Origin of the sequence: Clostridioides sp. ZZV14-6009 (assembly GCF_020658095.1) — a bacterium.
Taxonomy (GTDB): Bacteria; Bacillota; Clostridia; order Peptostreptococcales; family Peptostreptococcaceae; genus Clostridioides.
The window spans coordinates 40,525-66,407 of sequence record NZ_JAGWDG010000005.1; the positions used below are offsets into that span (position 1 = coordinate 40,525).

Consider the following 25,883-nt stretch of genomic DNA (forward strand, 5'->3'; position numbering starts at 1 on the left):
GTTAAAAATAATTGTATTTCAATTATAAAGTATTAAACTCAGCTGTTCTATAAAGCGGAGTTTGAAATATATTTTAAAGAGATAAATCTGGTGAATTTATGCCAAGTTTTATTGTCAAATCTATTGACAAGTAAACTTGGTATGATATAATGAAAATACCAAGTAAACTTGTCATACAAATAGGAGGTGTCTTATATGAATAAAGAAGAAATTTTAAGTAAAAGTCGTCAATCTAATAAAGATGAAGGATTAGAGTATATTGAAAATAAGGGTATAAAAGTAGGATATTCAATTTTCATATGTGTATTCTGCTTTATTGTAATATTTAACGCCTTTATTGGACAAAAAAGTGATGCAGTATCTGCTTTATTTTGGACATTCGGATTTGCTGAAAATATAGCAAAATACCAATTTACACATGAGAAAAAGAATTTAGTTTTTGCTTTTGGTTTCTTAATTCTGACAATCTTCTCATTGACTAATTTTATTTTATCATCATTGAGGTAAGCATATGAATGAAGAATTGATATTAAAAAATCGCTTAAAAATAGCAAGAACAGAGAAAAAATTATCCCAAAGCCAACTGGCAGAAATGGTTGGAGTATCAAGAAATACAATTAGTTCAATAGAAACAGGTCAGTTTAATCCAACAGCAAAGTTAGCACTTATTTTATGTATTGCTCTAGATAAAAAATTTGAAGATTTATTTTACTTTGAGTAAATCTTCATGTAATCATAAAATATTAGAGAATGTATAGAACTCTATATTTTATTTATATAACTTAAAATAAAAAGATTTCAATAAATAAAACAAACTATTCTTTAATTACACTTAATATTGCATCCAGTGTTTATATATTTATTATTTAAATGTTAAAAGTGAAAACCTTAGAGGATTTTTGCATTATATAAAATCAAAATAAATAGCCAAATTGAAATATATAACATACTTAGAACGATAGTAATAGAAATTATAACTTTTTTAATAGTTACAATTTTATACCTTATGGTATAAAACTAAAAAAGCATCAACTAAAAATAAAGTAAGTCTTATTATAAGACTTACTTTATTTTTAGTTATATATGATAGTCAATACAAACTATCTTATTCTATGTAATTATTAACACCTTAATCAATTTTATTAAAAATAACCGTCTTCTCTTTTAAAGAAATTTTTCCAACTTGATATCCATATTCATTTAATTCTTTTTTATATTTCAAAAAAGAATGATCTATCTCTATTCCAGCAATATTTTTTATTTCTTCAAAAGTTAATTTAAATGGTGAAGTACCATTTTTCTCAACATATTCCCACAAAGAACTATATTTACTCACTTTATATCACTCCTTTTAAAATTATATCTTATCTATTAATTTATATTCTATCACTATTAATTTATAAAGTCATGCTACTTATTATTTATATACAAAAATATATAAATAATAAGTAGTAATTTTTTATAATCATAATATTTTCTTCATATTAAATAAAAATTACTTGCAATCATTTACAGTTAAAATATTTTTAAAAGGAATTACACTCCATCATAAAATAAACTTTAATTATTCTTATTTTTGTTATGAAATTATTCAAAACAATATGTAATTGTTGGAATATAAATCTAATAACTAAAAATTTTTACACATTTACTGCTTAAAAATCTTTTTATTGTCTTTAGGTTTAAATTTCTAATATCTTAGTAGTAACGTTTTCTTAACTTTCGTCATAAATGTTGATTCAGCTATAATTAAAGTTCTATATCAACTTTTTTACCACTCATTGAACAGCAACTAATTTTTGCATTATCAATAGAGAACATTTCAAATTTGCCATCTCCTACAGAGTACATTTTACTTAGGCTTGGCATTATTTCAAGTGCTTTAGCTTGTGTTTCTTTTGATGTAACAAATACTGCTTCACCTAAAATACGTAAGGTATTAAATTTTTGGTCGATACAGCAAATTTCAACCTTTGGATTAAAAATAAGTTGCTTAAACATATTTTTTTGGTTAGATGTACAAAATGTCAGTTTTCCATCGTACTCCATAACGAATCCAAGAGGACGTACATGTGCTTGATTACTTTCATCAGTTGTTGCTAAATAATAAACTCCTGCTTTGTTTAAAAAATCTAATGCTTTCATAATTATTACACCCCTTTTAAATAGTTGTATTAAGGATTATCCTTTGATATAATTTTAATATAAAATAAGAAAAAAACAAGTATGCAGTTTTTTCTGATAAAGTATAAAAAAGATACTATTGGAATTGAGGAGTGAATTAAAATGAGTTTAGATAATAAAAATAATATAACTGAAAATGATGAAGAATTAACTTGTCCAATACGTTATGCATTAGATATTGTTGGTGGAAAATGGAAATTACCTATTATATGTATGTTAGCAGTTGATAATCCAATTAGGTATAGTAGTATAAAAAGAAAACTAGATGGAATTACAAATACTATGCTAGCTCAATCATTAAAAGATTTAGAGTCTGATGGTATTGTTCATCGCAAACAATACAATGAAATTCCTCCAAAAGTTGAATATACATTAACGGATAAGGGTAAAAGTATCGTACCTATTTTGCGACAATTTGCTAATTGGGGTGCTATCAATATGCAGGAAAAAAACACATGTGGACTTAACTGTAGGGAATGCAGAAAAATAACTTAAATTGATATTTGTTGAATAACTTATACTATAGTTTGTTTATTAGATTATTTAATGGAATGTAAAAAGCCACTCTTTTAAAGGGTGGCTTATGAGAACTTATTTAACTACTTTACCATTCTTAAATTTCATGTTAGGAAAACTTGCACCTAAAATTTCATTCTCATTTATAGCATTTTCTATTCTTCTAATATCTTCATCACTTAGTTTAATATTTTTGGCTTTTAAGGAATCCCTTAGCGTCACTCTTCTTGATGCCCCAACTAAAGTTATGATATCATCTCCTTTTGATAATACCCATGCAAGAGCTATTTGTGGAATAGTAGCTTTTTTTTCATTTGCTATTTCTCTTAGATTTTCTACGAGTCCAAGGTTTTTGTCTATATTTTCATCAAAAAACAAAGGTATCATAGAGTTATATCTTTGACCATTAGCTTTTGACCAAACTCCACTTAAAAGTCCATGAGCAAGAGCACCAAAAGCAACAACCCCTATCTCTAATTCTCTAGCAGTTGGTAATATATTTTTTTCTATTTCTCTATTGAAAAGAGAATATTCAGCTTCTATAAGGCTTATCGGATGAACTTTATTAGCTCTTCTTAAAGTTTCAGCATCAACTTGAGTGATACCTATATACTTTATATACCCTTCTTTTACTAGGTCAGAAATAGCTCCAATAGTTTCCTCTACAGGTATAGCTAAATCTATTCTAGCTGGTTGATAAAGGTCTATGTAATCTAAATTTAATCTCTTAAGAGTTTGAGCTACATGACTTTTTATGTTAAAAGGATTAACATCAAGACCATACATTTGACCATTAGGTGCAACAAGAGCTCCAGTTTTTACAGATACAAAAGCATCATCTCTTTTTCTGCCTTTAAGAGCTTCACCTATTATCATTTCACTTTGCCCTGCACCATAAAAGTCAGCTGTATTTAACATATTTATACCACTATCTAAAGCTTCATGAATTGTAGCTATATTTTCAGATTTATTATCAAGCTTTATCATTCCTCCACAACCTAGTCCAAGTTTATAAAGTTCCAAATTATTATTTTTATATTTCATTTTATAACCTCCCAATATTAAATTTAATGTACTTTTAAAGTAATACAAGATTAATCAAAACATAGGATAATATAAAATACTTTTCCTCTTCATCAACTTTTATGTAAATAATATCTTAGTCTTTATAGATTTTAGATTTATAATATAAAACCAAAATCTTTAATTTATCTATCCCAGAATGACTTAAATATTTTTTAGTACATTTGTACTATATTTGACATTGTAGTACTAATGTACTAAAATGTCAAATAAAAGTTATTATAAATTTTTATTGGAGGATTCAATATGGCAAAACAAACAAAAGTGGATATTTTAATTAAAGCTCGTGATTTATTTAATGAATATGGCTATAATAATGTATCTATGAGAAATGTTGCTGATGCTTTAGGAATGAGTGTTGGGAACTTAACATATTATTTTAAAAAAAAGGAAGATTTAATTGAGGAAGTAGTTGCATACAAACATAAAAATTATAATAAAATAGATATCCCTGAGTCATTACAGGATTTAAATGAGCTATTTTTAAATTCATTGAGTATTCAAAATGAAAATGCATATTATTTTAAGCACTATGACCAACTATCTCAAATAAGCCCTAAAATATATAAATTTCAACTTGACTTCATAAAAGAACTTAAAGAATTCTTGAAAGAAAGTTTTCTTAATTTACAAAATTCTAATTTAATTCAAGAATGTACAATTCCTAATCAGATAGAAAATATTATTGAATGTATTTTAACAATACTTATATATAAACCAGTTGGCACTAAAGAACTTGATGAACATGATAGTATAAAAAACACTCTAAACTGTTTATGGAGCATTATTTTTATGTTTCTTACTGATAAAGGAAAAAGTATATATTTAAACTCTATCTCAAATCAATTTCAATAATAATTGATAAACATAAGTTATATAATATCATTAAAAATTGAAATACAAAAGCTTCTCAAATTCATACAAGCTATTAAAAGTTAATATATAAAAACAGGATGAGTATATAAGTCACCCTGTTTTATATATTAAACTCTAAATTTAATAAGCTCAAGTGTGTCATTTAATGTCGACATACTATCTATTTGAATCATTAACCACTTACTTCCATTAAAAAATTTTATCTCATTGTACAATTGTTTTATATAATCACAACAAGTATTAATAAATAAGTCAACTTCTACTCTATTACTTTCATTTACAATGACTAAAGCTTTGAAAGAACCTTCTTGAGGATATAAAGTACATAATGACTTTCCTCTTTTTTTGTATTTTACATTCCAACCTCTTTGCATTGAACATTTACTATACTCAAGTTTTGGTTCCACATTATATGTTGAACTTAATACACTATTTAACTTGTCCCATAATGGGCTATTAATAAATTCTTTAATTTGTTCAAGTGTTGGTTTATTATCTTGGAAAAATGTATCTTGCCAATCCATATTTACCACCCTTTCCCCTATTTAATAGGAACTGGAACAATCCAATGTTCCAGATATGCTACTTCAGATGTAGATGGATAATACATTTCAATTGCAAAATCAGTTGTTGTTAGATTATGTTTCTTCATCCATCTCTCCATAAACTTGTCAGCTTTAAAAACAGCTGAGTCAACTAACTCATCAAAATTTTCTGCTTCAAACCCACATACTAAATACTCTCTAGCAGGTAACTCAAAAGAACTATATCCTTCTACTGATGTACCTGGCTCTACCTCTACTCCTGCCATATAAATACAATTTCCTTCTTTTGCATTACCCATATAAAGAGCACCAAAATCATTTCCACCTGGAATTTGATTTGGTATATTATGTTTTTGGCTACCAAATTTCATCCATAATTCCTTTGCTATTGCAATACCTGTTGTTTCGCCACCCATTAGTTGGCAAATAGGTATTTCTCCTTCAAGACCAACAAAAGTTCTTGGTTTACTTAATTTTTTACGATTTACTTCAATTACTATACCATCTGTAATCAATGGTACACCTTCATCCACCATGACATAATTTAAAATTAACTCTGGCTTAACAAATTGATTGAGTTTTACTGGATTTTCTCTATATTTTTCTGGAGTTAATCCATATGCTTTTTTAAAGGAACGTGTAAATGTTTCATGGCTATCAAATCCAAAATTTAAAGCTACATCAAGTATACGATTCTTATGTTCTGCTAAGTATTCAGAAGCTTTTGCAAGACGACGAAGTTTTATATACTCCATTACAGTCTTATTTACTAATCTTTTAAATAGTCTTTGATAGTAAAATGGTGATAAATTTGCTTTATTTGCTAATTCATTGATTGATATTTCTTCTGATAAGTTTGCTTCTATTAAATCTAATGTAATTTGAATAGATTCCCATGCATGCATATCATAACTCCTCCTGATATTTTTATTAATCCTATATTTTTATATTATCAAAACTTAAAAAAATAGTCTTGATAGACAGTGCCTTTTTTATTTTCTCATATGACAGTACTAAATCCTATCACTTTATTATAAACATAGAATATATAAAAATAAAATATAGCAAATCTTTAGATAAGATTTGCTATATTATATATTTTATTAAGCTATTTTTAAATACTTCATTGATTTCCTTATGAAAGAACTCTTTCATATCATCTAATTGCTCTTTAGTATATACATATTTTCCATATCCAAATTGACCATATTTAAACTTTCTATTATCATTTTCCATTGGCAATAATGTGTCTGGATAAATTTCTAATATTCTATTCTTTGCTTTAGTTGTATATCTATGTGATATAACTTCAAATATAATTTTTCTATCAAAATCTTTTGGAAGAGCTTCTTTTATGCTTCTAATCAGACTTCTATATTCCTCTTTCCAACCTTCATATAAAAACACAGGAGCTATTATAAATCCAATCTGATATCCAGCTTTTGCAAGTTTTATGGCTGATTCTATTCTTTTATTTGCAGAAGCCGTATAATGTTCATGCCCATCTATAATTCTAGGTGTATTTATACTAAATCTTATCTCTGTATGATTATTATGCTCAGCATCCAACAAGCTATCTATATCACTGTATTTAGTAACAAATCTAAATCTTCCCTTTTCTTCTTTTCCAAAAAACTCTATTGTCTTTTTCAGTGAATTAGTATATGGTTCTACTGGAACAGGGTCTGATGTAGCTGCTCCTTCAAATATAGTTACCTGTGGTTTTCTATCTTCAATATATTTCTTTGTTTGTTCAAGTATTTCATCTAAATTTACAAACACTCTTATAAATGGCTTATCACCTAACTGTGTATTTAGATAACAATATTCACATCTTCCCATACATCCACTGACAAGTGGCAATTGATAGTTAGCAGAAGGTTTACATGTTTGAAACTTTAGACTTTTTCTAATCCCAACTACCATAGTTTGTTTTCCACTCCTATATTGTTCATATAGATTTTCACCTGGAATATGTTCCTTAATCCTATTTGATGATATATTAATTATTTCTACATCTTTTTTATCCTTAAATTTATCATATATGTTTTTCCCAATATTTGTATCTAGGGTGCCTTTTTCAAATATTATTCTTTTAGGATTAAACATTTATTTCACCTCTACTTAAAGTTTTTAAAATGAAGATTTTTATAAAATATTACTTAGTTAATCTTCCCTTTTTTAAGTTCCTTTATTTATCAGAAAGTAAAATAAACATTTGAGATAAATTTATTTTTTTGCATTAACTAATTATAAGTTTATTTACTTATAACAACCAACACAACCAATTTTTATCTAAAATTTAATCTATAAAGATTTATAGTATATTTCTCTTATTTGTTCCTTATTAAAAGTCTTTGGATGTCTCTTAATATTTGCAGCAGATATTTTCATACAATTATCAGTTAACCAATCAATATCTGATTTTACAATACCTAGGTCACTTAGTTTTATATCTAAATCTATCTTTTTAAGGAAATTTTTGATTGCATCTGAACAGTCTTCTGCACAAGTTCCGCCCAATATTTTTGATATATTTTCAAACCTTTCAATATCACTATCCCATGAACTTTCTATAATAGTTGGAGTTAAAGCTGCAAGTCCTTTTCCATGCATTACATCTCTAAGACCACTTACAGGGTGCTCCATGCCATGTTGAAGAGTTGTTCCAGCTGTACCAATTGTCATCCCACCAATAGTACTTGCAAGTGTTATTCTCTCCCAAGCTTCTAAATCATCAGAATTATTGTATACATTTACTAAGCTTTCTGATATAAGTTCAATCCCATAGATAGCTTGTACATCTGCAAGAGGGTTTCTTCCATTAGAAAGATATGCTTCTATGTTGTGAGCAAGTGCATCAAATCCAACTGATGCAATTATATGTTTTGGCATTGTTACCATAAGCTCTGGGTCAATTATTGAGGCTTTTGCATACATGCTATTCTTTTTTATAGATTTTTTATCTTTAGTATCTGAATTTGTAAGCACTGCAAAACAATTCCCTTCACTACCTGTGCCTGATGTTGTTGGGACTAAAACTATAGGTAGGGCTTCTTCACCTTGTTTAATTCCAAATATGTAATCATTCAAATCTCCTGGATTTTTATAAGAAAAAGCTATACTTTTAGCTGCATCCATTATACTTCCACCACCAAGGCCTAAAACACAATCACAACCAGTTTCTTTTATAGCTTCTACTCCTGCATATATAGTAGTTATAAGAGGATTTTGCTCTACTCTATCAAAAACTTCATATTCTACTTTAGCACCTTTTAGCAAATCTATTGTCTTATCAAGTAACCCTGTTTTTTTTGTACTGTTTTTCCCAGTTACAATTAATACTTTTTTACCATATTTGGATACTTCTATACCTACATCATTAATTCTCCCTCTTCCAAATAAAATATTTACTGGCAAATTATAATTAAAATTCATGCTAAAACCTCCTATTTTTCTACTTTAGTAATAACTTTATTTTTTAATAAAAGTGTAATTATGTATTGAAACATAATTTATAAAATAATCTTTTACTTAATTATATGTATTATCTTCTTTCATATCAAGTTAACTCTATTTAATCAAATATATTTCTTGTTAAAGTACAGTTAACTGTTTAAAACTTAACTAAAAATTATAAAAACAAAAAAGAGTTACCTAAAGATAATTTCAATCATCTTAAGATAACTCTTCTCATTGTTCTATTTTACAAATTTTTAAAACTTTATTTTTCTATATTTTAAGTCTATAGTTCTATTAACATATTCATAAGTTTATTACTTCTTTGTACAAATGAATCTAATTCTCCTGGCTTTAATTCTTTATTAGAAAGTAAAGCTAAATCAGCTATTTGATTACATATAAGTGCTACTTTATCTTTCTTTTCTTCATCATCTTTAAGAGAAACTAATTTTTTGATAATCGGGCTGTTTTCATTTATTACAAGAGTCTTTTCTTCCTCAAAACTCATTCCTAAATCCATTCCAGCAAATCTTGACTGTATTTCTGCCATTCTAATAGATTGTTCAGATACTAAAATCATAGCTGGAGTTTCTTCGTTTTTTAATCCTTCTACAGAATAATTTTTTACTCTTTCTCCAACAGCTTCTTTAAATAATCCTTCTATCTTGGCTATCTCTTCTTTATTTTCTTCACTATCTTTATTTTCATTTTTGTCTTTTAATACATCAGAAAGGTCTGCATCTATCCTGTTAAATTTAACACCATTTTCTTTGTATTCCATAAATGAAATAAAATGAGTGTCTATTGATGAATTTAATACCACAGCATTTAGGTCATATTCCTTAAATAGTTTAATATATTGTGATTGTTGCTCTTTATCACTTACATAGAATACTTTATTTTCATGTTTTTCTTTACATTTTTCTAAGTAATCTTGAAGTGTTATATACTCGTCATCAATAGTTTTAAATAATATACATTCTTTCACCTTTTCATAGAAGCTCTCATCTTTTAAACAACCATATTTAATAAATATTTGTATATCATCCCAGAACTTGTTATATTCTTCCCTTTGATTTTTACAAAGAGATTTTAACTTATCTGCTACTTTTTTAATTATATGTTTAGAAATTTTACTTACATCTCTATCATTTTGTAAAAAGCTTCTTGATACATTTAGTGGTAAATCTGGGCAGTCTATTACACCTTTTAATAAAAGTAAAAACTCTGGTATAACTTCTTTTATGTTGTCAGCTACAAAGACCTGATTGTTATATAATTTTACTTTTCCTTCTGTCAATTCAAATTCATTTTTTAATTTAGGGAAATAAAGTATACCCTTTAAATTGAAAGGATAATCAACATTTAGATGTATCCAAAATAAAGGTTCATCAAATACATTGAATACTTTTCTATAAAACTCTTTATACTCATCATCAGTACAATCCTTTGGAGATTTAAGCCATAAAGGATTAGTATCATTCAAGGGTTCAATTACCTTTGAATCTATAACTTCTTCTTCTTTTCCATCTTCTTTTTGCTTTTTAGCTTTTTCTTCAGCTTCCTTAGCTTCTCTTTCTAATCTTTCAACATCTTCTAAATATATCTCTACTGGTAGGAAAGAACAGTATTTGTTTATTACTCCTCTTACAGTAAATTCATCTAAAAATTCCTTACTATCATCATCAATAAATAGTGTTATAGTAGTTCCTCTGTCATGTCTACTATCTGATTCAGATATTTCATATTCTGTACCACCTTCAGATATCCATCTTACAGGAGTTGCTCCTTCCACATATGAAAGTGTATCTATTTGTACTTTTTTAGACACCATAAATGCAGAATAAAACCCTAACCCAAAATGACCTATTATGTCATTTGACTCTTCCATTTTATCCTTATATTTATTAAAGAAATCTTCTGCACCTGAAAAGGCAACTTGGTTTATGTATTTTTTTATTTCTTCCTCAGTCATACCTATTCCATTATCAATAAATTTAAGTGTACCCTCACCCTTGTTTACAGATACAGTAATTTTATACTCTGATGGATTATTTTCTGATATTTCTCCTAATGATACAAGTCTTTTGTATTTACTTACTGCATCACATGCATTACTGATAAGCTCTCTTATAAATATGTCCTTATCAGAATATAACCATTTTTTAATTATAGGAAAAATATTTTCTGTATGAATTGAAATACTTCCTTTTTCAAACTCCATTTTTATCCCTCCTCATTTTATAATTATTATTTTAAATTTTTTAAAATAGTATGTCAATATATTATAAATAAATTATTTTAAAATGAAATAGTTTATTTTTCTTATTTATTTTTTATTCTTCTTTTAAAATTTCCTTTACCTTTGAGTTATTATACATACTATTAGGAACCTTATTAACTAGTTTTTTTAATGTCAATTTAGAATTTTTTAAATCACCTTTATTATAATACATCATACCTAAATTATAATATGATTCATCAAAATAGGCATCTTCTTCTGAGTAATTTTCTACATACATTTTATAATATTCTTCAGCAGTATTATAGTCTTTTAATTTTTCACTAAGAGTAGCTACTTGATAAGTTGCTTCTGATGTGTTCCCTTTATTTCCACCAGTATCTACTACCTTTTTATATAACTGTATAGAAGACTTTGTTTTCTTTTCCTTCTTTAAATTATTCGCTTTAGACATCAATTCATCTTCTGTAAATAAATCAGTATTTTTATCATTTTCATTATCTACAGTACTTTTTTCAGAGTTTACATCTTCTTTATCATCACTTCTATCATTATTATTTGAATTAGAAGTGTTATCCTTATTTTCTTTATCATTTAAGCTAGAATTTAGTTTTTCTTCATTTTTAACACTAGTATTTTCAGACATCTGCTTTTTTAAATTATTCATCTTATAAGAACTATATATATTTTGTCCTATTAATAATATACCTAATATTATTGCTAAATGTAGATATTTATTTTTTTTAATACTTTTTTTCTTATTAGAAGTTAAATTTTTCTGTTTTTCAGTTCTATTATCTTTCTTAACTACATCTTTAGTTTCATCAAATTTAGAGTGTTTAATATTTCTATGTAAAAATTCACTCTCATCAATATCTACATCTGCATTACTTTTGATTTGTTTATTATATGTATCTAATATATTATTCTCTTGGTTTAATAAATGATTTTCTTTATCAATCCTTTTTAACACTTCTAAACATTCATCAAATTTTATGTACTCTTCTTCTTTATCATAAATCAAAGCAAGCAACTCATAAGGCTCTATTAAATCGCTGTATTGTTCAGTTATAAATTTAAAACCTTGTATAGCTTCTTTGTACATTCCTTTGTTTATGAATCTTATAAGCTGATTATATTTTTCAAAGAAAATTAAAAACTCCTCAGATGTAAGCATATTTATATACTTTTCACACAGAGCAGTTTTTTCACAAATGGAACTCTTATAGAAACTTTCTACAGCCTCATCAAAATTACATTTTAGTAGGTTTATAAGACCTATAAGATTTAAAATATCTACATCATTTGGGCTTAAATCTCTTGCTTCTTTTAAAAATTTTAATCCACTTGATATACAATTATTATTTATATTATCAATAGATTCATTATATAGAGCACATGAGTCTTTTTTATTGAGTTTTAATATATCTTTCTTTACATCATTTAAGTTTAAAATAAATACCACCTCATGCCATAAGTATTAATTGATTTTGTTTCTAAACAAGAGATTTTACCATGTCCTCTTCACTTACTATACTTGTTACTTTTACACCAAAGTTTAAGTCTACCACTACCACTTTTCCATAAGCCAGTACTTTATTGTCTATTAGTATTTCTACATCTTGGTCTGCTAAAGTATCAAGTTCAATAAGAGAACCTTTATTTAAATTTAAAATATCTCTCAAACTCATCTTAGTTCTTCCTATAACTACAGATAACTCTAACTTAAGGTCAAGTATTCTCTCTATATTATTTCTATTAGTTTCAGAAATTTCTAAAGCTAATTCATCATCTCCACCAATTTCTTTTTCACTTTTATCATTCAATAACATTTTTGCTTCTTCATCTGAAATAAGATTGCTATTATCCATAATTACACCTCTTTTTTGACAGCATCATTTATTTTCACACCCTTTTTACTTGATATAAATCCTGGTGTTGCTGTGTATGATTTTGAATTTTCTACATATACATCTATATAATCATTTATCTTTTTATTTGTTACTATTACATCTCCAACTTCTAGTTTAAGTAAATCCTCAACATTAATTGATACTTTACCTATCTCTGCAATAACTGATAATTCTATATTAGATACACTATCATAGATTTTCTTAGTGAATTCTTCTGAATTATCTCCTGCATCCATATCTAAAAATTCTACTACAGAAATATTTTCCAACATGGCCTCTAAACCATTGTATGGGAAACAAAGTGAAACCGTACCAATATACTCATTATCATTTAGCACTTTTAAATCTACAACACATACAGGTGCAGTTGGTGAACACAATTGTGGTAAATTAATATGTGTGTGTGTATCTAATACTTGTATGTTTTCAAAGCCTTCAAATAAATGCATATTTCTTACTAAATCCTCCATAAGATGTAAAAGTAATTTCTTATCAAGTTCTGTAAGTTCTCTTTTAGTATCTATTATAACTCCATTTCCTCCAGATGTTATATCAATCCACATATCAGCTACACTTCTATCTATTCTAAAAGAAAAGTTTTTCATAATAGGTTCCATCGAATTTTGTACTACTAAACATGAAGATGTTACCCTATCTAAAAAGGTTTGATAATTTACTTGGTCTATATTCTCAACCACCATACTAGAATTACACTTAAGTTCATAAACTATATAGTTTTTATATTTTTTACAGAATTCAGCTAATAAAAAATTTAAACAAGTTAAATTTTCTCTTGAATAACTCTGAGGTTTGCCGAAATCATAATCTTTCATATCATACATGAATATTCCTCACCTTACATAATTATTTAGCTCTTAAATTATTAGCTATTTGCCACATTTCATCTGCTGTCTTTATGCCTTTTGAATTCATTTGAAATGCCCTTTGAGTAGCTATCAAGTCAACAAATTCGTCTTGTAAAGAAACATTTGACCTTTCTCTGTAGCCCTGAACTATATCCACTTTTCCAACTTGTTTGACTTGTCCTGCATCAGTTGCAACAAATAGGCTATCTCCTTCAGATATAAAATTTTGAGTTCCTATAGGTTCATATAAGTTTATCTTTCCTATTTTCTTATTATCTACAGATAAATCTCCATTTCTTGAAACTGTTAAGTTTGTATTATTTATATTTGTATTATTGTAGTTATAACCTGCATCAAATTGAACGTCTAATATATTTCCATTATCATCTACAATCTTACCTAAAGCATCTACATTAAATCCACCATTTCTTGTATATGCATATGTACCATCATTTCTTATTACTCTAAAAAACCCTTCTCCATCTATTGCCAAGTCGCTTTTACTATTTGTTGGAGCTAATGCTCCTTGTTCATAATTTCTCATAGGAGCTGAGACTTTAGAACCAGTTCCAGTTGATATATCTTTACCATTTGTGGGATATGATGGTCTATTTAATACTTCATCTACTAAATCAGAATATTCTATATTTAGCTTTTTATATCCTGTGGAATCATTATTTGCTATGTTATTAGATATTATATCTAGTTTACTTTGATTTGCTGATAAAGCTGTTTTACTAGTATAAAACATTGTGTACATAAAAATTCACCTCCTATTATTTATCTTACTGAACCAATCTCGCTTGCTATTTTTGCTAATTTAGAATCCATAGCTTGAATTATCTTTTGATTTGCTTCATATTCTCTTGAAATTGTCATCATATTGTTGATTTCAGATACCATATCCACATTAGATGACTCTATAGCATTTTGTATTGTATATGCATTATTTGCTTTTATAGCTCCTTCTCCAGAATATAGGTTATCGCCTTCTTTTTTTAGCTTATTATAGTCATTAAAATCTACCATATTAAATTTGTACATAGCATTTCCGTCCAGTGATATTGTATTATCCTTTGCTACTTCAAATTTTTTATTTCCTACATTTATATGACCCACAGCACCAGTAACAGTATTTGTTCCAAGAACATAGTATCCTTCACTAGTTATAAGGTCTCCTTGATTATCTGTCCTAAAATTCCCATTTCTAGTATAAAACTGATTCCCAGCTGCATCACTAACCAAAAAGAACCCCTTACCTTGAATAGCTACATCCATTTTATTATCAGTCTGTTTTATAGGACCTTGGTTAAAATCTGTAATAGTTTCATCCATAGAAACACCTGGACTTATTTTTCCTATCTCTTGCTTTTGTTTAGTTCCATTTGCATAGTTATTGTAACCTTCTAATTTCAATTCATCAAAACTTTTGGTTAAAAGCTGTTTACTTTTATATCCATTAGTATCCATGTTGGCTAGGTTATTGACAACAACATTTTGCTTTTGTTGATTTGTTATCATAGCAGAAACTGCTGTATATAATCCTCTTATCACATTATGACCTCCTTTTTTGTAAATTGTTCAACAAGACTATTTATTCTAAAACTTTCATCTCACTTGCATATTTCATACCTAGTGTTCTGGCCTTTTTTTCTATCTCTGCTTTACTCATATCATTATTACTAAAAAGCATTATACATAAAGTTGATATTAATATACCAATCCCTATTCCTAAAAGTACTTTTTTATCAAATAATAACATTCTTATATTTTGTAACAACTCCTTATTAATGACAGTTCACCCTTTCCAATATCTAGCATCTTGCATATTTCCACATCATCATAACCAGAATTTATAAGATGTTTCACTTTAAGAGATAGCTCATTTTCTTGTTTTATTTCCTGTTTTGATTCTATAAATATATCTTCTTTTTTTTCTTCATTGGTTTTCATTAAGCTATAATTTTCATAAATTTTTATATGATTATTACTTCTTATTTCAGCAAGTACTTTATCTAAAAAGAATCTTCTTTTTTCTGCAACTATCAATCTATCATTTGCCTCATATTCCTGTTCAAATATTTTGTCAAAATATCTGTTATCTTTATTTTTTGATTCCTTATGTAAATTTGCAATTATAGTTACTATTATCAAAATAGACACTACTATTAATATAATTTGTATCCTCACATCAATCACCATCTATATAGAATATTTAAGTTCTTTTATTTTGTTTCTTAGGTTTCTTATTGATTTTCTGTGGAGTTGTGAAACTCTTGATTCTGAAACACCCAGCACTTTCCCTATTTCCTTTAGATTTAAATCTTCATAATAGTACAGTGAAAGTATCAATTTTTCCTTTTCCCTTAAATTACAAATTGCTTGAGATAAAATTTCTAGTTTTTCTTCTTCCTCTATTACATTTGCTGGAATATCTTCCTCTCTGTCACTTATTGTATCTTGTACAGTTTCATTTGTATCTTCAAAGATTACATGGTTTAATGACACAATATTTAGCATATCTATATTATTTTCAATATCATAAAGTTCCTTTTCTGAAATATTTAATTCATTTGCAATTTCATATGAAGTTGGCTCTCTTAATAACTCAGCCTGTAATTTTTCTACTACTCTATTATATTTATTTACTTTAGTTAAATTGTGCTTAGAGATTGGACTTTGATTTCTAATTTCATCTAATATAGCTGATTTTATTTTTATATAAGAGTAACTAGAAAATTTTGCTCCTTTTTCAACATCAAATTTATTTATTGCATCAATCAATCCAATAACTCCACTATTTACTAAATCTTGATATTCAAAGCCTTTCCCAGGTATAAAAAATTTTCTTGCTATACTCTTTACAAGAGGCATATTCTCTTTTATTAATTCTTCTCTATTCATTAACTACGCCTCCTTAGCTTTTAAATATACTAAACATTTTTCTTAGTAGACCCTTACTCTCATCAATATCTTCTCTTGACTGACTTACCATTCTCTTTGCTATAGATATAATACACTTTGAAGCGCTACTTGTAGGATATTCCAGAATAAATGGTATCTGCTTTTTTACAGATATTCCTACTTTTTTATCATCTATTATATATCCATATAGCTCTAAATTAAGATTTAAAAATTTGTCTACAACCATCTTTATTCTGTTGTATGTAGATTTTGCCTCTTCTAAATTTATTACCCTGTTGATTATTATGTTTGCACTTCTCTTTATACCGAAATTACTTATAGCCTTTAGTAAGCTATATGCATCAGTCAATGATGTTGGCTCTGGAGTTGTTATTAAGAAAAATTCAGTACTACAATATATAAATGACAATAGACTTTTACTCATACCAGCTCCTGTATCAATTATTATAAAATCGACATCATGAATCTGTTCTATGCTATGTATAAACTTATTTCTTTGAGCTTCTGTAAAATCTTCTATATGATTAAGTGCAGAACCTCCAGAAATTATATTCACACCATATTTAGTTTGTGAAATTATATCTTCTATATTTTTTTCTCCATTAATTACATCAATTATCGTACCTTTTACATTTACACCCATTATTATATCTATATTTGACATTCCTATATCTGCATCTAATATAAGAACTTTTTTATTAAGCCTAGTCAAGCAGATAGACAAATTTGTAGCAAGATTACTCTTTCCAACACCACCTTTCCCAGAAGCTATTGTAATTATCTTAGGTGCATTCCCATTATCTACTATAAATTCATCAAGTCCTTTTTTTTCTATTGCCATTTTTCTCAAGATTTGAGCTTGGTCAATCATATACTTTCAACTCCTAATAGTAATCTTATAATCTTATCTTCATTAGGTTTTATAATATCATCAGGAACATTTTGCCCTATTGTAATATATGATATTGGTTTTTGTGCATAATTCACTATGTTAAAGATGGAACCATATGTGATTGTTTCATCTAGCTTTGTAATTATTAAGCTTTTAAAGTTAACATTTCTATATGAATCTATAATTGCTTTTGTATCATTTTCTCTTGTTGTGCAATTCAAAACTAAGTGTATATTATCAGTTTCAGCTTTATCTATGAGATTTTTGATTTCTAGTATTTGCATAGAATTTTTATATCCTCTACCTGTGGTATCTATTAATACAACATCACAATCTTTCATCTCATCAAGTGCCAACTCCATCTCATCAGGGCTTATTACTCCTTTAAAAGGAATATTCATTATGTCAGTATATATCTTTAACTGCTCTACAGCACCAATTCTATAGGTATCTATAGTTATTACACCTACTTTTTTATTTTCCTCAAATACTAATTTTGCAGCTAACTTTGCTATTGTAGTTGTCTTACCTACTCCTGGTGGTCCAACTAGAGCGATTTTCCCATTTATCGTTGGATTTTCTATTTTAATCTTTTTCTTTAGACTTTCCACTAAATTTTTACTTGTATCAATTCCATTGAACTTCATTTCTTGTAAGTCAGTTCTTATGGACTCTACAATTTCTTCATTTAACTCTAGATTTAGTAGATTCTTACATATTTTATCTATATCATTGTCATTCTTATTATCAAACCCCATATTACTTATAATTGACTTTAATTGTTCTACCTCTCGTTTCAAGTCATTTTGTTCTACTTTATCTATCTTTTCCCATCCAACAGTTAATTCGATATCTCTCTTAGAAAAAATACCTCGTATTCCAGATTTTCTTACCTCTTTTTTATCTATTAATGTAATATTGTCACCCAATTCCATTTTGGCTAGATTCATAGCATCCTGAATTGTATCAGCTGTATACTTTTTCGTCATCATATATGCTCACCACACCTTCTGCTTTGATTTTAACATCATTAGGTATTTCATTTAATGATAGTACCGTCAAATTAGGATATACAATCTCAACTAGTTTTCTAAATGGTGCTCTTATCTTTGGTGATACTACTATTACTGGTATATTATGATTGAAATATACATTACCTATTACATCTTGTATACTTTCAAATATTTTGTTTGTATTTTCTGGGTCAACGGCTGGATAAGTTCCATTTACAGACCTTTGTAAATTATTGGATACTAATTCCTCAGTTTCTGGAGATAATGTAGCCACTACAATTGACTTATCTTCATCCACCAAATTCGTACAAATACTTCTAGCTAAAGCTATTCTCACATATTCAGTAAGAAGCTCTATGTCTTTTGTATTTCGAGACTGGTCTGCAAGTGTTTCAAGTATTGTAACCCTATCCTTTATATTTACTTTTTCTCTCAACAGATTTTTAAGTACTTTTTGAACCTCACCAAGTGTCATTAAATCTGGTATCAATTCATCAACTACAGCACTATAATTTTCTCTTGCTGCATCTATAATAGTCTTAACTTCTTGTCTTCCCAGCAATTCATGTGCATTGGATTTTATTATATCTAGTAAATGGGTTATAAGTATTGTGGATGAATCTACAACTGTATAACCTTTTAACTCTGCATCTTCTACCTTATCACTTTCTATCCAAAGTGCCTCTATTCCAAAAGTAGGCTCAATTGTCTTTATTCCAAATATATTAAAACCTTGATTCATAGGGTCCATACATAAAACCATATTAGGCATTATCTCATATCCACCAACTACATTACCTTTTATCTTTATATTGTATTGGTTCGGATTTAATTGTAAATTATCTCTTATTCTTATAGGTTGTACAACGATCCCCATGTCTATGGCACATTGTCTTCTTATTGATGCTATTCTCTGAAGTAAATCTCCTCCTGCTGATTCATCAGCTAGAGATATTAATCCATATCCAATTTCTACTTCTATAGCTTCTACATTTATTAAGTTTGTTACATCTTCTACTTCGTTTTTGTCTGGATTTACCATATCAGGTTTTTCAAAATCTAAATCTTCTAAGGTATCCTTCTTTTCTCTTCCTAAGAAGTAACCTGCTGCTATTGCACCTATTCCCAGTGAAAAAAACGCTGGTTTAGGTAATCCAGGCATCATACCAAGTACAATTAAAACACATCCAGTCATCATTATTGCTTTTGGTATTGCTGTTAATTGCTTACCTACTAAGTCACCAAAGTTTTCATCAGTCGAAGCTCTTGTTACGATTATACCAGCTGATGTAGATATTAGTAGAGCTGGTATCTGGCTTACAAGTCCATCACCTATAGTAAGTCTTACATAAGTCTGAGCTGCACCCATAAGAGTCATGTTTAGCATTACAGCTCCTATTACAATTCCTCCTATTATGTTTATTGCTGTTACTATAAGACCTGCTATAGCATCTCCTTTTACAAACTTATTTGCGCCATCCATAGATCCATAAAAATCAGCTTCTTGTTGGAGTTCTTTTCTTCTTTTTCTAGCGGTTTTGTCATCTATAACTCCTGCATTTAAATCTGCATCTATACTCATCTGCTTCCCTGGCATGGCATCTAACGTAAATCTAGCTGTTACTTCAGATACTCTTCCAGAACCATTAGTTATAACGACAAATTGAACAATTAATATAATTAGGAATATAATTATACCTACTACGTAATTTCCACCTACAACAAAACTTCCAAATGCCTCTATAACTTCACCTGCATATCCTTGAGTTAAAATCAATCTAGTTGATGAAAGATTTAATCCCAATCTAAATAGTGTTGTAACAAGTAACACTGTTGGAAATATAGATAAATCAAGTACATTTGTTGTAAATAATGTCATTAATAAAATTAGCACAGATAAACTTATGTTAATTGCCAGTAAAATATCTAATATAAATGTAGGTAATGGCACTATCATCATAAGAACAATTCCTACGACACCAAAAGCCACTATTACGTCCATATGTTCCTTTAGATTAAACTTATTCATTACTTATCCTACCTTTTTGGGACTTTGTATCTATTTTTGATTTTATATACTGCTACTAATATCTCTGCAAAAGCTTGATACATGTCCTCTGGAATTTCTTGGTCTATTTCTACTTGCTTATATAACAACCTAGCGATAGGTTTATTTTCTATTATTGGGATATCATTTCCCTTTGCGATTTCCCTTATTTTAAAAGCTAAATAGTCTGCACCTTTTGCCACTACTACTGGAGCTTGGTCCTTTCCTTTTTCATATCTCACTGCTATAGATAAGTGAGTTGGATTGGTTACTATTACAGTAGCGCTTGGTACTGCTTGCATAGTCCTTTGAGATGAGATTTGTCTTTGTTTTTGTTTTATTTTAGCTTTTATTTCTGGGTCCCCTTCTGAGTTTTTATATTCATCTTTTACTTCTTGTTTTGTCATTCTAAGTTGCTTTTTATGACTATATCTTTGATAAAAATAGTCTGTAGCTGCTATAACTATCATAGCTATGCAAATTTTACTTAATATAGAATATACTAAGTCTTTAATTGTATACATTAAAGTTGGAAGATATATATTACCTAGCTTTAAGATATCTAAATAATTATCTTGAAAGAATTTATATCCTATGTATGCTAAGACAGATATAATCGCTACATCCTTTATTAAAGTTGATAAACTTTTCATAGAAAACATATTTTTGAATCCACTAACTGGATTTAATTTTGATAGATTTGGCTTCAAAGTTTCCCCAGTAAACAATATTCCCACTTGAAACAGGTTAGCTGCTATACCTAAAACCAAGAATGGAATAGCTATTGGCAAAAATATCTTGAAAAAATCCATTAATCCCACTATAACTAATTTTTCTAGATTTGAATAATTTATATCCATATAAAAATTCACACTTAAAAAATGATTAAGTGAAGATTTAAGTGTATCTACTACGTATGAAAATAATGTAGGGACTAATAAAGTGAATGCAAATAGAGTCATTGCAACGGGTAATTCTCTACTTTTTGCTATATTACCTTTTTTTCTTTGTTCTCCCTTTTTCTTTGGAGTGGCTTCTTCTGTTTTATCTGCTGAACCCATAAAAAACATGGGGGCTAGTGCAAAAGTTCCCTCATACATCTTTGGTATCTGACTCAATAAATGACTTATTTGGTTGACAATTAAAGGTATTGATATGATAAATAGTGCTATACCAACCAATATTTTTAATGGCATACCAACTATCATTACGTTTAGTTGAGGTACACTTCTTGATATAAGACCTAATATAAAATCTGCCATAAGCAGACAAAGTACAATAGGTATTGCTATTTTGAATCCAGTTATAAAGCACTGCACAAATATGTTTATTATATAATCTATATTATTATCTACAAATGATTTTCCTATTGGAATTAACTCAAAACTATACCTTATACCTCGAATTAAAACATGATGCCCATCCATGCTAAAAAATATCATTATTGCTGTCCAGTTCATAAGATTATCAATTAAAGTTGTTTGAGCCATTGAGTTTGGGTCAAACATATTAATCATTGATAATCCCATCTGTTGGTCCATCATAGAACCTGCCATTCTGATACTATAAAAACATAGATTAGTTATATATCCGAGAATAATCCCTGTTATCGTCTCATTTATACCATATAACGTAAACATTACAATATTATCTATATTTGTTGCATATTCAATTTGCATAGTACTTGAAATCAATATTGATATAATGATTGCAAAAAGTGACTTAAATAAAGCAGGTGTACCAGCTGGAAATAGTATTCTCAATGTTCCGAAGAAGGCTACTATTCTAATAAATACAAAAATCATATGCACCCTACCTACTTAGTTATAAGAGATATCATATTGAATATCTCAGAAGTAAAATTAATAAGAGTATGTAACATCCAGCTTCCACCAATAGCTACTACTAAAAGAATTGCTATTAGTTTTGGTACAAAAGTCAATGTTTGCTCCTGGATTTGAGTTGTAGCTTGAAACACACTTATTAAAAGTCCAACTACAAGAGAAACAATTAGTACTGGAGCTGCAATCATAGCTCCTGTAAACATGCCATTTTTAAGAACACTCATTATCATAAATTCACTCATACTATTTTTCTCCTATCCAAATCCCAATATCAATGTTTTTACTATCAAGTTCCATCCATCTACCATTACAAATAATAACAACTTAAATGGTAATGATATCATGACTGGAGGCAACATAAACATTCCCATAGACATCAAAACACTTGCCACAACAAGGTCTATTATCAAAAATGGTATGTATATTAAAAAACCTATTTGAAAAGCAGTTTTTAACTCACTTATCGCAAAAGCTGGAACTACAACAGATAAGGGTATATTTTCACGAGTTAATTTTTTTTCTTTTAACCCTGCCTGTTCTACAAATAAATCTAAGTCAGTTTGTCTAGTTTGCTTTAATAAAAACTCTTTAATAGGTACTTCTGCTTCCTTCATAGCTTTTTCCATAGTGATTTCTTCTTTAATATATGGTTGTAATGCCTTTTCGTTTATTTCATTTAATACTGGTCTCATTATAAATATTGTCAATACTATTGCAAGCCCTACCAAAACTTGACTTGGAATTGCTTGTTGTGCTCCTAATGCTGATTTCAAAAATGATAAACTTATGACTATTCTAACAAAGCTTGTCATCATGAACATTACAAATGGTAAAAACATTAATGCAGTTAGAAATAAAAACAATTGCATTGAACTTGTATATGGTACGTCAGCCAAAGGTAATTTTGATAATAGTTCCATTTACTTATCTTCCTTTTTTGTAAATTTTCCAATATATCTACTGAAATCATATTTTGCTTTGATTTTTTCCATTTTAAAATCTTGGATTTTAAAATTTCTTTCTTTAATGTCATCTTCTATTTTTGATATTTCTTCTTTGGTCAAATCTTTTATCTTATTCATACTAGCTGAAGAAGATGCAATAATACATCCTTCTTCACCTATTTTTAAAATTATTATGCTATTGTTTTTATTTATACTTACAATGTCTAGTATTTTTACATATTTGTCATTGTATTTTTTTAATAAAGTTCCCTGGCTAATTTTTAAAGATAAGACTATCAATATTAAAATTATTGGAATACATATTAATATCTTTAATAAATAAAGTATCATGTCTTACCATCCTTTTATTGTACTACTATATTTGTGAAATATATGTTTTGTATTACATTTCCACCTAAATTTGTATTTAAAGTATTTTTTATTTCATCTTTTATATTATTTAGGTTTTCAGCAGCAAAATCATCTGCTCTTTTTGCCATAAGGCAATTTATGATATTATCTCTAATTAAAGGTGTATTTTTTTCTATATCTTTATATGAAGCATCATAAGACACAGTTATTGACACCTTTAAATATCTTACACCTTCATCAGCTAGCTTCAATACCATTTCTTCTAAATCAAGATTTTCTGTTTTTATTTCATCTTTACCTTTTCCTGTTGGAATAAACAAACCTATAATCTTATCAATTTGTCCATTTCCACCTTTACCTAATATAAAAAACCCTGCTCCTGCTGAGAAAACAATCAGTATCAAAATAATTAGAATAATTTTTTTATTTTTGAACAAAACTCTTCCTCCTAGTCGATAGTTATAAGTATATTAACTCTTCTATTTTCAGCTCTTCCTTTTGCTGTATCATTTGAAACTAAAGGTTGATACTCTCCACATCCTGTTGCTGAAAATAGTTTAGGGTCCATGCCCTTTTCTTCTACAAAGTATCTTACAACACTTACTGCTCTACTAGAAGATAAATCCCAATTGGACTCATGTGTACTTGATTTTACAGGTACATTATCAGTATGACCTTCTATAACTATCTTATTTTTCATCATTTTTATCATGTCATATACTTTATTTAGAGTAGCTTTACTATCAACTTTTAACTCCGAAATCCCAGAGTCAAATAAGATTGAGTCATCTAACTCTAATAAAATCCCTCTACTATCATCCTTAACTGTTACACTCTTTTGTAAGTTAGAATTATTAACCTTATCTTTTAAATCTTGTTCTAAATCTGACTTATCATTTTTATCCACTAAAACACTATCTATTGGAGACTTCGCACTTGTACTTGAACCTGTGTTAAACATACTTACTCCAGAAAACTGACCTTTTAATGCATTTGATATATTTTTAAATTTTTCCATGTCTACAACTGATGTTGCATATAGCAATACGAAAAAAGTAAGAATTAGAGTTATTGTGTCTGCATAAGTGGCCAACCATGCATCTGGGTTTATCTCATCTTTTTTTTTATTTTTTTTACGCGCCATTACTAATTACTCTTTCTGTATTTTTATTAGATTTCAAGAACTCTAGTCTTTCACTTCTTGAAAGATATGTTGCTAATCGTTCTTCAACTACTATACTGCTTTCGCCAGATTGTATACTTATTATACCTTCCAGCATCATTTCTTTTATGTAAACTTCTTTTTCCGTTTTTTCATCTATGTTATATGCAATTGGATTTAAAGCAATATTTGCAAGTAGAGAACCATAAAATGTAGTAATTAATGCTTTTCCCATACCAGAAGCAATCAAATCTGGTGATGTAAGGTCAGATAACATTTGTATAAGACCTATTAGAGTCCCCAACATTCCAAATGCAGGTGCAAATGTTCCCCAAGTTTTAAATATCTTTGAATATCTGTTATTTGTATCTTCAACAGAATCTATCTCTAATTCTAATATAGACCTTATTTCATTGACTTCCAGACCATCAATACATAGCTCTAATCCTTTTTTCATAAATGGGTCTTGTATTTTCATTACATCACTTTCTATTGACAAAAGACCTTCTCTTCTCGCTTTTTTGGAAAGTGCTTTAAACTGATTCAATAAGTCTAATCTTGATATACTCGTTGTTTTAAATGAGTATTGTAGTGCATTTTTTATAAGTTTCATGTCATCAATAGTAAATGTAATCATCAATGCTCCAAATGACCCAAATACTGTTATTAATATTGATGAAAAGTCAAAAAAACTTTTTAATCCTGTACTACTTCCTTTTACTGCTCCAAATAAAACTAATACTGTAGATAATATTAGTCCAATGAATGTCAGTGAATCTGTTTTTTTCATTACTTTTCGCTCCTAATATAACCTACATTTATTTTCCTTTTATACTTTATTACTTTATCTACTATCTCGTCTACAGACTCTTTTACAAGATTTTTTTCTCCTGTTGTAAGTAATATTCTACTTTCCGGAACTGAGTCAATTCTTACTATAAGGTCTGAGTTTAATATGTAGCTTCTTCCGTTTAAATCCGTTACTCTTATCATACTA

The 25,883-nt window shown here is 28.0% G+C and carries 31 protein-coding genes; 4 read left to right on the forward strand and 27 right to left on the reverse strand.

Annotated features, from left to right (window positions below; translation table 11 throughout):
• Positions 1-195: 195 nt before the first annotated feature.
• Together KGF36_RS08730 and KGF36_RS08735 are read left to right on the forward strand one after the other, a co-directional pair.
• Positions 196-507, forward strand: a complete 312-nt coding sequence (locus tag KGF36_RS08730; protein ID WP_227827738.1) for a DUF6442 family protein — start codon at positions 196-198, stop codon at positions 505-507.
• 4 nt (positions 508-511) lie between these two features.
• On the forward strand, positions 512-721 hold the full coding sequence (locus KGF36_RS08735) for a helix-turn-helix transcriptional regulator (protein ID WP_227827739.1): 210 nt from the start codon (positions 512-514) through the stop codon (positions 719-721).
• A 408-nt stretch (positions 722-1,129) separates the two neighbouring features.
• Here the strand turns inward: KGF36_RS08735 and KGF36_RS08740 are convergent, their stop codons facing one another.
• Positions 1,130-1,336, reverse strand: coding sequence for a hypothetical protein (locus KGF36_RS08740; protein ID WP_227827740.1), 207 nt, complete (start codon positions 1,334-1,336; stop codon positions 1,130-1,132).
• Between the two features lie 413 nt (positions 1,337-1,749).
• On the reverse strand, positions 1,750-2,145 hold the full coding sequence (locus KGF36_RS08745; RefSeq protein WP_227827741.1) for a pyridoxamine 5'-phosphate oxidase family protein: 396 nt from the start codon (positions 2,143-2,145) through the stop codon (positions 1,750-1,752).
• A 141-nt stretch (positions 2,146-2,286) separates the two neighbouring features.
• On the opposite strand from KGF36_RS08745, the gene KGF36_RS08750 reads away from it, so the two are divergent.
• Positions 2,287-2,679, forward strand: coding sequence for a winged helix-turn-helix transcriptional regulator (locus tag KGF36_RS08750; RefSeq protein ID WP_227827742.1), 393 nt, complete (start codon positions 2,287-2,289; stop codon positions 2,677-2,679).
• 96 nt (positions 2,680-2,775) lie between these two features.
• Here KGF36_RS08750 and KGF36_RS08755 read toward each other — a convergent pair whose 3' ends face one another.
• Entirely contained in the window at positions 2,776-3,744 is a 969-nt protein-coding gene (locus tag KGF36_RS08755; RefSeq protein WP_227827743.1) for an aldo/keto reductase, read from the reverse strand.
• A 285-nt stretch (positions 3,745-4,029) separates the two neighbouring features.
• Between KGF36_RS08755 and KGF36_RS08760 the strand changes: the two genes are divergently transcribed.
• Positions 4,030-4,638, forward strand: coding sequence for a TetR/AcrR family transcriptional regulator (locus tag KGF36_RS08760; RefSeq protein ID WP_227854679.1), 609 nt, complete (start codon positions 4,030-4,032; stop codon positions 4,636-4,638).
• Between the two features lie 128 nt (positions 4,639-4,766).
• Here KGF36_RS08760 and KGF36_RS08765 read toward each other — a convergent pair whose 3' ends face one another.
• The 24 genes from KGF36_RS08765 to KGF36_RS08880 form a co-directional block, all read right to left on the reverse strand.
• The gene (locus KGF36_RS08765) at positions 4,767-5,183 is read right to left on the reverse strand and encodes a DUF3788 domain-containing protein (RefSeq protein ID WP_227827745.1); all 417 of its coding nucleotides are present in this window, start codon (positions 5,181-5,183) and stop codon (positions 4,767-4,769) included.
• Positions 5,184-5,200: 17 nt separating this feature from the next.
• Entirely contained in the window at positions 5,201-6,109 is a 909-nt protein-coding gene (locus KGF36_RS08770; protein WP_227827746.1) for an AraC family transcriptional regulator, read from the reverse strand.
• Positions 6,110-6,290: 181 nt separating this feature from the next.
• Positions 6,291-7,313, reverse strand: a complete 1,023-nt coding sequence (gene splB / locus KGF36_RS08775) for a spore photoproduct lyase (protein WP_227854680.1) — start codon at positions 7,311-7,313, stop codon at positions 6,291-6,293.
• A gap of 198 nt (positions 7,314-7,511) precedes the next feature.
• Complete coding sequence (locus KGF36_RS08780; protein WP_227827748.1) at positions 7,512-8,642, reverse strand: iron-containing alcohol dehydrogenase; 1,131 nt, start codon at positions 8,640-8,642, stop codon at positions 7,512-7,514.
• 307 nt (positions 8,643-8,949) lie between these two features.
• Positions 8,950-10,890, reverse strand: coding sequence for a molecular chaperone HtpG (gene htpG, locus KGF36_RS08785; RefSeq protein WP_227850269.1), 1,941 nt, complete (start codon positions 10,888-10,890; stop codon positions 8,950-8,952).
• Positions 10,891-11,002: 112 nt separating this feature from the next.
• Positions 11,003-12,373: a tetratricopeptide repeat protein gene (locus tag KGF36_RS20460; RefSeq protein WP_227827750.1), complete on the reverse strand. Its 1,371-nt coding sequence runs from the start codon at positions 12,371-12,373 to the stop codon at positions 11,003-11,005.
• Positions 12,374-12,404: 31 nt separating this feature from the next.
• A complete protein-coding gene (locus KGF36_RS08795) occupies positions 12,405-12,779 on the reverse strand; it encodes a FliM/FliN family flagellar motor switch protein (protein ID WP_227827751.1) in 375 nt (124 codons plus the stop codon).
• Between the two features lie 2 nt (positions 12,780-12,781).
• Entirely contained in the window at positions 12,782-13,663 is an 882-nt protein-coding gene (locus KGF36_RS08800; RefSeq protein ID WP_227842629.1) for a FliM/FliN family flagellar motor switch protein, read from the reverse strand.
• A gap of 22 nt (positions 13,664-13,685) precedes the next feature.
• Positions 13,686-14,447: a flagellar hook-basal body complex protein gene (locus tag KGF36_RS08805; RefSeq protein ID WP_227827753.1), complete on the reverse strand. Its 762-nt coding sequence runs from the start codon at positions 14,445-14,447 to the stop codon at positions 13,686-13,688.
• Between the two features lie 20 nt (positions 14,448-14,467).
• Positions 14,468-15,241, reverse strand: a complete 774-nt coding sequence (locus tag KGF36_RS20465; RefSeq protein ID WP_227827754.1) for a flagellar hook-basal body complex protein — start codon at positions 15,239-15,241, stop codon at positions 14,468-14,470.
• 40 nt (positions 15,242-15,281) lie between these two features.
• Positions 15,282-15,467, reverse strand: coding sequence for a flagellar protein (locus KGF36_RS08815; RefSeq protein WP_227827755.1), 186 nt, complete (start codon positions 15,465-15,467; stop codon positions 15,282-15,284).
• Entirely contained in the window at positions 15,452-15,877 is a 426-nt protein-coding gene (locus KGF36_RS08820) for a DUF6115 domain-containing protein (protein ID WP_227827756.1), read from the reverse strand. The genes KGF36_RS08815 and KGF36_RS08820 overlap by 16 nt, the downstream gene beginning before the upstream one ends.
• A 12-nt stretch (positions 15,878-15,889) precedes the next feature.
• On the reverse strand, positions 15,890-16,591 hold the full coding sequence (locus KGF36_RS08825; RefSeq protein WP_227827757.1) for a sigma-70 family RNA polymerase sigma factor: 702 nt from the start codon (positions 16,589-16,591) through the stop codon (positions 15,890-15,892).
• 13 nt (positions 16,592-16,604) lie between these two features.
• Positions 16,605-17,483, reverse strand: coding sequence for a MinD/ParA family protein (locus tag KGF36_RS08830; RefSeq protein ID WP_227827758.1), 879 nt, complete (start codon positions 17,481-17,483; stop codon positions 16,605-16,607).
• Positions 17,480-18,496: a flagellar biosynthesis protein FlhF gene (gene flhF, locus KGF36_RS08835; protein ID WP_227854681.1), complete on the reverse strand. Its 1,017-nt coding sequence runs from the start codon at positions 18,494-18,496 to the stop codon at positions 17,480-17,482. Before flhF ends, KGF36_RS08830 begins: the two co-directional genes overlap by 4 nt.
• A complete protein-coding gene (gene flhA / locus KGF36_RS08840) occupies positions 18,471-20,546 on the reverse strand; it encodes a flagellar biosynthesis protein FlhA (protein WP_227827760.1) in 2,076 nt (691 codons plus the stop codon). The genes flhF and flhA overlap by 26 nt, the downstream gene beginning before the upstream one ends.
• An 8-nt stretch (positions 20,547-20,554) precedes the next feature.
• Positions 20,555-22,369 carry a fused FliR family export protein/FlhB family type III secretion system protein gene (locus KGF36_RS08845; protein WP_227827761.1) on the reverse strand — a complete coding sequence of 605 codons (1,815 nt, stop codon included), beginning with the start codon at positions 22,367-22,369 and terminating at the stop codon, positions 20,555-20,557.
• A gap of 11 nt (positions 22,370-22,380) precedes the next feature.
• Entirely contained in the window at positions 22,381-22,650 is a 270-nt protein-coding gene (gene fliQ / locus KGF36_RS08850; RefSeq protein WP_227827762.1) for a flagellar biosynthesis protein FliQ, read from the reverse strand.
• 12 nt (positions 22,651-22,662) lie between these two features.
• On the reverse strand, positions 22,663-23,328 hold the full coding sequence (gene fliP, locus KGF36_RS08855; protein WP_227827763.1) for a flagellar type III secretion system pore protein FliP: 666 nt from the start codon (positions 23,326-23,328) through the stop codon (positions 22,663-22,665).
• The gene (locus KGF36_RS08860) at positions 23,329-23,703 is read right to left on the reverse strand and encodes a flagellar biosynthetic protein FliO (protein WP_227827764.1); all 375 of its coding nucleotides are present in this window, start codon (positions 23,701-23,703) and stop codon (positions 23,329-23,331) included.
• A gap of 14 nt (positions 23,704-23,717) precedes the next feature.
• Complete coding sequence (gene fliL, locus KGF36_RS08865; protein ID WP_227827765.1) at positions 23,718-24,161, reverse strand: flagellar basal body-associated protein FliL; 444 nt, start codon at positions 24,159-24,161, stop codon at positions 23,718-23,720.
• Between the two features lie 11 nt (positions 24,162-24,172).
• Complete coding sequence (locus KGF36_RS08870; protein WP_227827766.1) at positions 24,173-24,868, reverse strand: OmpA family protein; 696 nt, start codon at positions 24,866-24,868, stop codon at positions 24,173-24,175.
• Positions 24,858-25,676: a motility protein A gene (locus KGF36_RS08875; protein WP_227827767.1), complete on the reverse strand. Its 819-nt coding sequence runs from the start codon at positions 25,674-25,676 to the stop codon at positions 24,858-24,860. The genes KGF36_RS08870 and KGF36_RS08875 overlap by 11 nt, the downstream gene beginning before the upstream one ends.
• On the reverse strand, positions 25,676-25,879 hold the full coding sequence (locus KGF36_RS08880) for a flagellar FlbD family protein (protein ID WP_054268815.1): 204 nt from the start codon (positions 25,877-25,879) through the stop codon (positions 25,676-25,678). The genes KGF36_RS08875 and KGF36_RS08880 overlap by 1 nt, the downstream gene beginning before the upstream one ends.
• Positions 25,880-25,883: the final 4 nt, after the last annotated feature.